At 68.7% G+C, this 10,957-nt stretch carries 13 protein-coding genes; 7 read left to right on the top strand and 6 right to left on the bottom strand.

What is annotated here, in order from left to right; all coding sequences use genetic code 11:
* Window positions 1-253: 253 nt before the first annotated feature.
* Window positions 254-712 carry a RidA family protein gene (locus tag B2742_RS10350; protein WP_292065845.1) on the top strand — a complete coding sequence of 153 codons (459 nt, stop codon included), beginning with the start codon at window positions 254-256 and terminating at the stop codon, window positions 710-712.
* A 196-nt stretch (window positions 713-908) separates the two neighbouring features.
* Window positions 909-2,078, top strand: coding sequence for a GNAT family N-acetyltransferase (locus B2742_RS10345; protein ID WP_292065842.1), 1,170 nt, complete (start codon window positions 909-911; stop codon window positions 2,076-2,078).
* A 4-nt stretch (window positions 2,079-2,082) separates the two neighbouring features.
* Here B2742_RS10345 and B2742_RS10340 read toward each other — a convergent pair whose 3' ends face one another.
* Window positions 2,083-2,442 carry a phage holin family protein gene (locus B2742_RS10340; protein ID WP_292065839.1) on the bottom strand — a complete coding sequence of 120 codons (360 nt, stop codon included), beginning with the start codon at window positions 2,440-2,442 and terminating at the stop codon, window positions 2,083-2,085.
* A gap of 102 nt (window positions 2,443-2,544) precedes the next feature.
* On the opposite strand from B2742_RS10340, the gene B2742_RS10335 reads away from it, so the two are divergent.
* Window positions 2,545-2,982, top strand: coding sequence for an HIT family protein (locus tag B2742_RS10335; protein WP_292065837.1), 438 nt, complete (start codon window positions 2,545-2,547; stop codon window positions 2,980-2,982).
* Window positions 2,983-2,985: 3 nt separating this feature from the next.
* Here B2742_RS10335 and B2742_RS10330 read toward each other — a convergent pair whose 3' ends face one another.
* Window positions 2,986-4,839, bottom strand: a complete 1,854-nt coding sequence (locus B2742_RS10330; RefSeq protein WP_292065834.1) for an ABC transporter transmembrane domain-containing protein — start codon at window positions 4,837-4,839, stop codon at window positions 2,986-2,988.
* A gap of 132 nt (window positions 4,840-4,971) precedes the next feature.
* On the opposite strand from B2742_RS10330, the gene rpmE reads away from it, so the two are divergent.
* Window positions 4,972-5,196 (top strand): 50S ribosomal protein L31, encoded by a 225-nt coding sequence (gene rpmE / locus B2742_RS10325; protein WP_284222163.1) that lies wholly within the window; start codon window positions 4,972-4,974, stop codon window positions 5,194-5,196.
* A gap of 175 nt (window positions 5,197-5,371) precedes the next feature.
* Window positions 5,372-6,928 (top strand): L,D-transpeptidase family protein, encoded by a 1,557-nt coding sequence (locus tag B2742_RS10320; RefSeq protein WP_292065829.1) that lies wholly within the window; start codon window positions 5,372-5,374, stop codon window positions 6,926-6,928.
* Window positions 6,929-6,937: 9 nt separating this feature from the next.
* On the opposite strand, the gene B2742_RS10315 is transcribed toward B2742_RS10320, so the two are convergent.
* Window positions 6,938-7,471, bottom strand: coding sequence for a DUF1465 family protein (locus B2742_RS10315; RefSeq protein ID WP_414633059.1), 534 nt, complete (start codon window positions 7,469-7,471; stop codon window positions 6,938-6,940).
* An 89-nt stretch (window positions 7,472-7,560) separates the two neighbouring features.
* On the bottom strand, window positions 7,561-7,764 hold the full coding sequence (locus B2742_RS10310; RefSeq protein ID WP_292065826.1) for a DUF1192 domain-containing protein: 204 nt from the start codon (window positions 7,762-7,764) through the stop codon (window positions 7,561-7,563).
* Between the two features lie 84 nt (window positions 7,765-7,848).
* On the opposite strand from B2742_RS10310, the gene B2742_RS10305 reads away from it, so the two are divergent.
* Entirely contained in the window at window positions 7,849-8,820 is a 972-nt protein-coding gene (locus tag B2742_RS10305; RefSeq protein ID WP_292065822.1) for an NAD(P)H-quinone oxidoreductase, read from the top strand.
* Window positions 8,821-8,851: 31 nt separating this feature from the next.
* Here B2742_RS10305 and B2742_RS10300 read toward each other — a convergent pair whose 3' ends face one another.
* Window positions 8,852-9,721, bottom strand: coding sequence for a beta/gamma crystallin-related protein (locus B2742_RS10300; protein WP_292065819.1), 870 nt, complete (start codon window positions 9,719-9,721; stop codon window positions 8,852-8,854).
* Between the two features lie 214 nt (window positions 9,722-9,935).
* On the opposite strand from B2742_RS10300, the gene B2742_RS10295 reads away from it, so the two are divergent.
* The gene (locus B2742_RS10295; protein WP_292065816.1) at window positions 9,936-10,607 is read left to right on the top strand and encodes a DUF1013 domain-containing protein; all 672 of its coding nucleotides are present in this window, start codon (window positions 9,936-9,938) and stop codon (window positions 10,605-10,607) included.
* Window positions 10,608-10,680: 73 nt separating this feature from the next.
* On the opposite strand, the gene B2742_RS10290 is transcribed toward B2742_RS10295, so the two are convergent.
* The gene (locus B2742_RS10290; RefSeq protein WP_292065813.1) at window positions 10,681-10,854 is read right to left on the bottom strand and encodes a YdcH family protein; all 174 of its coding nucleotides are present in this window, start codon (window positions 10,852-10,854) and stop codon (window positions 10,681-10,683) included.
* Between the last annotated feature and the right edge of the window lie 103 nt (window positions 10,855-10,957).

Genomic DNA, 10,957 nt, shown 5'->3' with positions numbered 1-10,957 from the left:
CAGGAGACGGTCGTCGCCGTCCCTGCCCGCGGCGCGCGGACCGGGTCACCTGCCAACAACAGGCGACGGCCCCGGCGCGTCGAAAACCCGCCGCGCAGAGCGTTCGTCTTTCGCCGAAACGGTATTCAACTCTCTTTTCCGGGCGGAAGCCCGGGCGCTCCGCCATGCCTCCCACAACCGCTTTTGCCGAAGCGGCGATGACTCACGCCTTTCCCCGCGCTAAACCGCCGCCGAACCTTCAGGAGCCCTGCCCATGACCGTCGCCGCCCGCCTCGCCGAACTCGGCATCAGCCTGCCGGAACCCGCAACGGCGGTGGCCAACTATGTGCCCTTCGTCCAGACCGGCAACCTGGTCCACATCTCCGGTCAGCTGTCGAACGACGCCGCCGGCGGCATCAAGGGCACGGTCGGCGCCGACGTCTCGCCGGAACAGGCCAAGGACGCGGCCCGCATGTGCGGCGTCAACCTGCTGGCCCAGATCTCGGCGGCCTGCGGCGGCGACCTCGAACGCGTCGTCCGCGTCGTCAAACTGGGCGGCTTCGTCCAGGCCGCCGGCGATTTCGAAGCCATTCCCGCCGTCATCAACGGCTGTTCCGACCTGATGGTCGAGGTCTTCGGCGACAAGGGCCGCCACGCCCGCTCCGCCGTCGGCGTCTACAAACTCCCCCTCGGCTTCGCCGTCGAGGTCGACGCCATCGTCGAGGTGCGGTGAGTCCCTCTGCTCAACCGTTCCCGCGAAGCGGGTTCATCACAAAGGACACGAAGGAAACACGAAGGGCACAAAGAGGCCGGAGCCATTCACAACTCCCTTCGTGTTCTTTGTGATCCTTGGTGTCCTTCGTGATGAACCTTCCCCTCGCCAGTCCGGCGCACGATGAAGATCAGGGCCCGCTTCGCGGGACGCCCGCATGAGCCCGGCCTTCCAGATTCACGTGCACAACACCATCGCCGAGATCGGCCGCGACGCCTGGGACGCCTGCGCCGCCGCCTCCGGCGACCCCTTCCTCAGCTTCGACTTCCTCGACGCCTGCGAAGCCTCCGGCAGCGCCGTCCCGCAGCAGGGCTGGGCCGGCCGACATCTGAGCCTGCGCGACGAAACCGGCGCCGTCCTCGGCGTCATGCCCCTCTGGCTCAAGGGCCACAGCCAGGGCGAATACGTCTTCGACCACAGCTGGGCGGACGCATACGAGCGCGCCGGCGGCCGCTACTATCCCAAACTGCTGTCCGCCGTGCCCTTCACCCCGGTCACCGGCCCCCGCTTCCTGGCTCACCCGGACGCCGACGCCGCCACGGTGCGTCAGGCCCTGTTGCAGGGCGCGGTCGCCCTGACCGAACGGCTCGGCGTCTCCTCCCTGCACGTCAACTTCCCGACCCGCCCCGAATGGGACGCCATGGGCGAGGCCGGCTTGCTGCAGCGGCAGGACATGCAATACGTCTGGCGCAACGACGGGTACGAAGCCTTCGACGACTTCCTCGCCGCCCTGTCCGCGAACCGCCGCAAGACCATCCGCCGCGAGCGCCGCGAGGCGCAAACCGGCCTAGACATCCGCGTCCTGACCGGCGCCGACATCACCGAGGCGCACTGGGACGCCTTCTTCGCCTTCTATATGGACACCGGCGCGCGCAAATGGGGCCGGCCCTATCTGACGCGGGACTTGTTCACCCGCCTCGGCGCGACCATGGCCGACCGCATCGCCCTGGTCATGGCCTTCCGCGACGGCCCCAATAACCAGAAGATGCCCATCGCCGGCGCCCTCAACCTGATCGGCCGCGACGCCCTGTACGGCCGTCAATGGGGCGCGCTGGAGGAGGTCCCCTTCCTCCATTTCGAGCTCTGCTACTACCAGGCCATCGAGTTCGCCATTTCGCGCGGCCTGTCGCGCGTCGAGGCCGGAGCCCAGGGCGAGCACAAGATCGCCCGCGGCTACCTGCCCTCCCCCGTCTATTCGGCGCATTTCATCGCCGACCCCGCCCTGCGCGAACCCGTGGCCCGCTACCTCGAGGGCGAACGGCCGGCCGTGGCCGCAGAAATCGACGTCATGACCGCCGAGCTCTCGCCCTTCCGGAAGGGCGGCTGATGCCTCAGTCGGCGCGCTTCGTCCCGTCGCCGATGAACCAGCCGGCGATCCAGCTGACGATCCCGGTGACGACGGCCGCGCCGATGCCGGCCCACAGACCGTCGACCACGAAACCGCCGAGGAAGGACGCCACCAGCCCGATCATCGCCGCGTTCACCACCAGCAGGAACAGGCCGAAGGTGACGATCGTCAGCGGGAAGGTGACGAAGGTCAGGATCGGCCGCACCACCGCATTGGCGATCCCCAGCAACAGGGCCGCCGCCAGCAGCGACCCGTTGGACAGGAAATCGACCCCGTCCACGACCCGCGACGACAGCCACAGACCGAAACAGGTGACCAGAAACTGGGCGATGAAACGAAGCATGGCGCTCTCCCGACTCGTGCGGAACGATAACCCGAAACCGCGCGCCGGGCTCCCCGTTTTCACCGCCGGTTGCTACGATGCCGCCGAGCCACGGAGTCCGCGATGAGCCTTCACCTGACCTACGATCCCGACAATATCTTCGCGAAGATTCTGCGCGGCGACATCCCCTCGGTGACCGTCTGGGAGGACGAGCACGTCCTCGCCTTCATGGATGTCTTCCCCCAGTCGGAAGGCCATGTGCTGGTGATTTCGAAGACCTCCACCGCCCCCTCCCTTCTGGAGATCGAGCCCGAAGCCCTCGCCCGCATCACCGCCGCCGTCCAGCGCACGGCCCGCGCCGTCGAAAAGGCTCTGTCGCCCGACGGCTTCCAGATCCTGCAGTTCAACGGCGAGGCGGGCGGCCAGACCGTCTTCCACCTGCATTTCCACATCGTCCCGCGCTGGGCCGACCGGCCGATGAAGGGCCACGGTCATGCGCCGATGGCGGAGCCCGCCGCCCTGAGGGTCCTGGCCGACCGGATCGCCGCCGAACTGGAGTGAAGCCTAGTCGGCGCGGAACTGCAGCTCGGCCAGCCGGGCGTAAAGGCCGCCCTGGGCCATCAGCGACTGGTGCGTGCCTTCCTGCACCACCCGGCCGTCCTCCATCACCACGATGCGGTCGGCGCGCAGCACCGTGGCCAGGCGGTGGGCGATGACGATGGTGGTCCGGCCCTGCATGGCCTGATCGAGCGCGGCCTGCACCAGCCGCTCATTCTCGGCGTCCAGCGCCGAGGTCGCCTCGTCCAGCAGCAGGATCGGCGCGTCCCGGACCAGCGCCCGGGCGATGGCCATCCGCTGGCGCTGGCCGCCCGACAGGCTCTTGCCGCGCTCGCCCAGCGGCGTGTCGAACCCCTCCGGCAACGCCTCGACGAAGCCCAGGGCCTGGGCCTCCTCGGCGGCGGCGCGAATCTCCTCGTCGCTGGCGGCCTCGCGGCCGAAGCGGATATTCTCGCTCGCCGACCCCGAGAACAGCGGCGCCTCCTGCGACACCCAGGCGAACCGCCCGCGCACCGCGACCGGATCGGCCTCGCGGACGTCGATCCCGTCGACCGACACCATGCCGGACTGCGGATCGTAGAAGCGCAGCAGCAGGCGGAAGACCGTGCTCTTGCCCGCGCCCGACGGACCGACCAGGGCCACGGTCTCGCCCGGCCGGACCGTCAGCGAAAACCCCTTCAGCGCCGGCAGATCGGGCCGGCCGGGATAGGCGAACTGCACCGCCGACATCGACACCTCGCCGGTCGGCGGCTCGGGCAGGGACCGCGGCGTCTCGGGCGGCCGGATCGCCGCCTCGGCGCGCATCAGCTCGTCGATCCGCTCCATCGCCCCGGCCGCCTTCTGCACGTCGCCCCAGCTCTCGCCCAGCGCGCCCACGGCCCCCGCGGCGAACACCGACAGCAGCACGAACTGCAACAGGGCGCCCGGGCTCATCCGTCCGGCGATCACGTCCTGCGCGCCGAGCCACAGCACCAGGGTGACGCCGCCGAACATGACCACGATGATCATGGCGGTCATCAGGGCCCGCGCCTTCATCCGCACCAGGGAGACGCCGAACGCCGCCTCGACCGCCGCGCCGAACCGCTCGATGGCGCTGGCTTCGCGACCGAAGGCCTGCACCGTCTCGATCGCGTCGACGCTCTCGCCCGCGAACCCCACGGCGTTGGCGAACCGGTCCTGGGAGGCGACCGTCAGCTTGCGCACCGTCCGGCCGAACAGGAAGATCGGCCCCAGCAACACCGGCACGACCAGCAGCACCAGGCCGGTCAGCTTCGGACTGACCACGAACAGCAGCACCGTTCCGCCGACCAGGGTCAGGAAATTCCTGACGGCGAACGACACCGAAGTGGTCAGCAACGTCTCGACCAGGGCGATGTCGGTGGTCAGTCGCGACAGCACCTCGCCGGTCCGCATCGAGGCGTAGAAGGCCGGGTCCAGCGTCAGAATCCGCCCGAACAGCCCCTTGCGCAGGTCGGCGATGACCCGCTCGCCGGTCTTGGTGACGAAATAATAGCGGACCGCCGTCGCGAACCCCAGAAACAGGGCGTTGGCGCCCAGCAGCAGAAACCACAGGTTCAACTGCGCGCCGTCGTTCTCGAAACCGTTGTCGATGGCGCCCCGCGCCGAGGCCGTCAGGGCCAGGGACGCCGCCGTGGACATCATCAGCCACAACCCCGCCATCGCCAGATGGCCCTTGTGCCGCATCGCATAGGGCAGCAACCGTCCCAGCGGCCGGACATCGCGGCGCCGCTCCCGGCGTTCGCCGGCCTCGCCCATCTGTTCGGCCAGCAGGGCGCCCGCGCCCGGCCGCCCCCGGATGTCGGCTGCGGCGGGGTCGGTATGGGCGGTTGCATCGGTCATGGCGCGGGCCTCTTGCCCCGGAACGGCCCCCGGTGTAAACGCCGCCGCTCATTCCCGCCGTCCTCCGGCGGGTTTCTCATTTTCGCGCTCCGACGGTCGGCATCGTCAACGCGCAGAGACCGGACCAGGACCATGAAGGCGGATACGCACCCCGACTACCACTTCATCACCGTGACGATGACCGATGGTACGACCTACCAGACGCGCTCGACCTACCAGAAGGAAGGCGCCGTCCTGAACCTGGACATCGATCCGCTGACCCACCCGGCCTGGACCGGCGGCAACGCCCACCTGATGGACCGCGGCGGTCGCGTTTCGCGCTTCAACAACAAGTTCGCCGGCTTCATCAAGAAGTAGGCCTGCTCGCGCGGGCCGGGCTTTCGGGCCACACCCTGCGACAAGACGACCACAAAGGCGTCGGTCTCCGGACCGGCGCCTTTCTGTTTGCCTGGAACGCCGATAACATGGCGGCGTTGGCATTTCGGGGCGTGGACGTTTTGTTCCGCATCGATGGGGCGAAGAGACCTTGACGATGAATCGACGGCAGTTGGGACTTGGGGCGGCTGTATCGGCCTTCGCGTCGGCCATGGGTTTTGCGGCCCAGGCCCAGACCCGCGATCCCGGCGCCGTCGCCTTCTATGATGGATTCAATGATCAGCTGGCCCGCCTGCCCGCCACGATCCAGCCCGACGTGCGGGCCTTCTATGAACTGAACGGCTGGCGTCCCGTCTGGACGCCCGAACGCCTGCGCACGCTTCAGGCCGCCGCGGGCCGGGCCGAACGCCACGGCCTGTCGCAGGGCGACTATTTCGATTTCGAGGCCCTCGCCTCCCTCCCCGACGCCGCCGAGATGCGGACCACCGCCGCCGCCCTGGGCTACGGTCGCGTTCTCGCCGAGGGCCGCGTCCGGCCCGAGACCGTCGAAGACCTGTGGGAGATGCAGAAGAACCGGGTCGATCTGCCCCTCGGCATGAACGACGCCCTCGCCCAGAACCGTCTGGTCGACTGGTTCGAGGGCCTTGCCCCGACCGACATCGGCTATTCCAACCTGTCCGCCGGCTATGTGCGCTACCGCCGGCTGATCCGCGACGGCGGCTGGCCGACCTTCCGTCAGGGTCCGACCATCGAGCCGGACATGAGCGACGCCCGCATTCCCGTCCTGATCCAGCGTCTCGTCGCCGAGGGCGACCTGTCCGCCGCCGACGGCGCCCGCCTGACCGCGATGGGCATCGTCTATGGTGCCGAACTCCAGGCCGCCGTGCGCGGCTTCCAGACCCGACACGGTCTCGTGGCCGACGGCCGCATCGGCACGGGCAGCCAGCGTTCGCTGTCCGCCTCGGCCGAGGACCGCGCCCGTCAGATCGCCCTCAACCTCGAACGCCGCCGCTGGCTGAAGCGCGAGGTCGCGCCGGAGCGGATCGAGGTCAACACCGCCGCCGCCATCATGGTCTACTGGAAGGACGGTCGCCCGGTTCACTCCAACCGGGTCGTCGTCGGCTCGCCCAGCAACCAGACGCCCAGCCTCGAAAAGCCGTTCGCCTCAGTCGTGGCCAATCCGCCCTGGTATGTCCCGGCCTCGATCGCCCGCAACGAGATCCTGCCGCGCGGCCCCGGCTATCTGGCCAGCCAGAACATGTACATCTCCAACGGCACGGTCATCCAGCGCGCTGGCCCGACCGCGGCCCTCGGCTATGTGAAGTTCGAACTGCGCGACAGCTACGCCATCTTCCTGCACGACACCCCGTCCAAGGCGGCGTTCAACCTCGCCATGCGCCAGCGCAGCCACGGCTGCGTCCGGGTCCAGGGCGCCGTCGACTTCGCCCGCCTGCTGCTGTCGCCTGATCCCACCCTGCTGGCCCAGTTCGACGCGGCCCAGGACTCGCGCGAGACCAAGCGCATCCAGACCGGCCGCGAGATCAGCGTCCGCCTGCTGTACTGGACCGCCTTCGTCGACGGTCAGGGCCGCGTCGCCTTCCGCGAGGATGTCTATGAGCGTGACGCCAAGCTGGCCGAGGCCCTCGGCATCGCCCTCAGCCTGCCCAAGGCGGTCGATGACGGGGCGCGGGTGGCCAACGACGTCGGGCCGTAGGGCGGCGGTTCAGGTCCTGAACGCCGCCGTCAGCCGATCCAGCTGGCTCTGGACCGGATTGACCGCATCCTCCTCGGGCTCGTCGAGATACATGCGGCGGTCGAGATGGAGGACCCGGTCGTACAGCTTGTCGGTGCGGACCAGATATTCGACCAGGGCGATGGGCAGTTCCGGGTGGCTGGGCTCGCCCGCCGCCGGTCGGTCCGCCAGGCGATAGCGCGGCTCGCAGGCCGCCGTCGCCGTCATGTCGCCCTCGCGCACCGCCCGCTGCACCAGCAGCCAGGAGGCGATCTGCATCAGCCGGGTGGTCAGCTTCATGCTCTCGCCGGCATAGGCCAGGGCCGTCGATCGCGACAGCAGCTTGGATTCCCGGCGCCCGTCGCCGTCCAGATAGGCGGCGGTCTCCTCGACCAGTTCCATCCCCTCATGGAAGGTGCGGTCGAACAGCTCCGAACGCGCAAAATCATCCACGACTGCGGCGCGGCTGCGCCCTGTGGGCGGAGGCAGGGTGTCGTCGACAGACATGAACTCAACCAGACTCATGGAACAGGCGCATCCGTATCACGACCGGCACGGCATGGCGCGGCGCTTCCACCGTGTGCAACGGCCATGCCAGACCGGAACCGACAGGGTTACGAACGAAAGTTGAACATGGCATCGGCGGCATTGCGCTGCGACGACTTGCCTTCGATCGCGGCGTTGGAGCGATCGATCTCGGCCTGCAGCCCGGCGATCCGCTGCTTCAGGTCCTCGACCGAATAGCCGTCCAGGTCCTCGCGCGTCAGGGCGATCAGCGGCGCGCCGCGCGCCGGACGGGGCTCCAGATCCTCGAACATGACCGCCTCCTCCGTGGCCAACCGACCTTCAACCGCCTATTTCAACGCCCGGACACGGACGATTGCAAGAACGAGGCAGGGTGAATGCGCGTAGTCGAGATCACGGGTGGCTCCGGCCCCGCGGAGTCCCTGGTCCTGGCCGAGCGTCCGGATCCGGTCGCCGGACCGGGCCATATCCGCATCCGCGTCCACGCCGCCGGGGTCAACCGGCCCGACATCCTGCAGCGCCTGGGCCGCTATCCGGCCCCGCCGGGCGCCTCGGACATCCTGGGTCTCGAGGTCGCGGGCGAGGTGGACCAGATCGGGGCGGGCGTCGCGCGCTGGTCTGTCGGAGACCGCGTCTGCGCCCTGCTGGGCGGCGGCGGCTATGCCGAACGGGCTGTCGTCGACGCGCGCCACGCCCTGCCCGTCCCCGGCGACATGGATTTCATCCAGGCCGCCGCCCTGCCCGAAACCGTGTGCACCGTCTTCGCCAATGTCTTCGAGGCCGGGGCGTTGAAGGCGGGTGAAACCCTGCTGGTCCACGGCGCGACCAGCGGCATCGGCGTCACCGCCATCCAGATGGCCCGGGCCGCCGGCGCGCGCGTCATCGCCACCTCGCGGGGCGCGGCGAAGGCCGAGGCCGCCCGGCGGCTGGGCGCCGACCTCAGCCTCGATGCTTTGGTCGACGACATGGCGGCGGCGATCGCGGCCTTCGGCGGGACCGATGTGGTGCTGGACATGGTCGGGGCCGACTACGCCGCCCTCAACCAGGTCGCGCTAAACGCCTTCGGCCGCTGGGTGGTGATCGCCACCCAGTCCGGCGCCCTGGCCCAGGTCGATCTGGCCCGGCTGATGATGAAGCGGATCGTCCTGACCGGCTCGACCCTGCGCGCCCGTCCGGCCGACGAAAAGGCGCGTCTGATCGCCGCCGTGGAGGCGACGGCCTGGCCGTGGGTCGCTTCCGGCGCGGTGCGCCCGCCGGTCGAGGCCGCCTTCCCGCTGGAACAGGCCTTGACCGCCCACGTCCGGCTGGAGGCGGGCGGCCATGTCGGCAAGATCGTGCTGACGGTCTGAAGCGGGTGGCCGCCCACCCGTCTTCGCGGCCCTAGCGGATCGGCCGTATCGACGAAATGGTGTCGTTCAGCTGCCGTTGTTCGAGGTTCCAGGTGTCCTCGCGGATGATTTCACACCGGCCCCGGAACCAGGAGTCCGTGCAGACCTCCCAGGCGCCGCGGAGCCGCATCGAGCTGATGCGATCGTTCATGCCGCTGCTGCGGAGATCGGGCACCTCGCGGGTGAATGTGTCGGATCCGCCGCGGTACAGGACGTCGACGAAGACCGTGATCGAGGCATTCCCCCAGCCGCCGCCGCCACCGCCGCCGCCGTTGCCGCCGTCGAAACGGCCGGGGCGCAGCGACGAGATGCGATCGTTCATGCCCACCGCCCGAAGACTGGTGACATCGCCGGAGAAGGTCTGGCACTGACCCTGGAAATTCGCATCGGTGCAGGCGGTCCATTGCCCGCGCATCCGCATCGAGCTGATCGTATCGTTCATGCCCGAACTGCGCAGATCGGAGATCGCCCCGTCGAACGACCGGGACGTGCCCTGGAAGCCGTCATCACGATAGACCACGATCTCCCGGCCGTTCCCGCCGCCGCCGGGCCCCGGCCATCCGCCGCCGCCGCCGCCGCCGGGACGATCCTCGAACTGGCCGCGGTTCGGTCCGCAGACCAGCAGGCCGTTGTCGTTGCGAATCTCGTAGGCGGTGCAGCGGTTCAACTCGATCGAGGTGCCGCGAATGCGCCCCCGGTCATTTCGGCAGTCGGCATAGAGCCGCCCGCGATTGACGTATTCTCCGCTGCAGCTTTCGCGATAGTCGCCGCGCGGCGCGACCCGGGCCCCCAGTTGCCCATCCTGCGCCGCGGAAGCGCCGCCCGAGACGGCCGCCACAGCGGCCAGCATTTCGATCAACATGGAAGTCCCTCCGGGAGTTGTCAGTTCGCACAACGCGTCTGTGGGAGCAGTGTTCACCGGACTGGATGAACCTTGGCTGTATAGGCTTGTCGGCTTCCGTTTTCTTTTCCGGCGAATGAGACTATATCGCCAACATCAACGCCCGGTCGAAAGGCCGGGCGCCGTCGTATCCAGAGCCCGGTTTTCGGGCTCGAACAAGAACCGGAATGCCCCCATGACCGACATCCTGATGCCCAAGGCCACCGCGGTCTGGCTGGTCGACAACACCTCCCTGACCTTCGAGCAGATCGCCGATTTCTGCGGCCTGCACCCGCTGGAAGTGCGCGGCATCGCCGACGGCGACGTGGCGCGCGACATCCGCGGCGCCGATCCGCTGGTCAACGGCCAGCTGACCCGCGAGGAACTCGACAAGGCCCAGAACGACGACGCCTACCGCATGCAGGCCGTGGTCAGCCGCCACGCCGAACTGCTGAAGGTGCACAAGGCGCCGCCGAAATACACGCCCGTCTCGCGCCGCCAGGATCGCCCGGACGCCATCATGTGGTTCGTCCGCAACCACCCCGAGGTGACCGACGCCCAGATCGCCAAGATGCTCGGCACCACCAAGTCGACCATCGAGAGCGTGCGCAATCGCACCCACTGGAACAGCCCCAACATCAAGCCGGTCGATCCGGTGACCCTGGGCCTGGTTGGCCAACTGGCGCTGGACGAACTGGTCCGGAAGGCCGCCGACAAGAAGGCGAAGGACGACGCCAAAAAGGGCGGCGCCACCCTGCAGGCCGTCGACGCACCGGCCGAACCGGCTGAAGAGGAGTTCGTGCCGGAAGCCCGCGAACGCCGCGGCGCCGAGCCGACCGCCGCCTCGGTGTTCGGCTCCAAGGACTGAGCCCCGACCGACGGACAAGAAAAACGGCCCCGGGATCGCTCCCGGGGCCGTTGTTCATTGCGGGAGACCGTCGCTAATGCGCTCGGGCCTCCAGGCTGGTGATCTGTTCCTTGAGCCGGAGCTTCTGTTGCTTGAGCTCCCTCACGCGAAGCGAGTCCGTGGCCGGGTGCGTGATCTCCCTCCGGATGGTCTCATCCAGGTTGCGATGACGGTTTCCCAGTTCGCGGATACGAGCTTCGATGGTCATGGCTTGCGCCTCCATGTCTAAGGGACCAGTACAGTCAGCGCCGGGTCTGACCGGCTGTAGAATCACATTCCAGTGAACTGCCGACCGTCCTGATACGGACCAC

It is taken from the genome of Brevundimonas sp. UBA7664, from assembly GCF_002483305.1.
Taxonomy (GTDB): Bacteria; Pseudomonadota; Alphaproteobacteria; order Caulobacterales; family Caulobacteraceae; genus Brevundimonas.
This window is presented reverse-complemented; position numbering and strand designations above follow the sequence as displayed.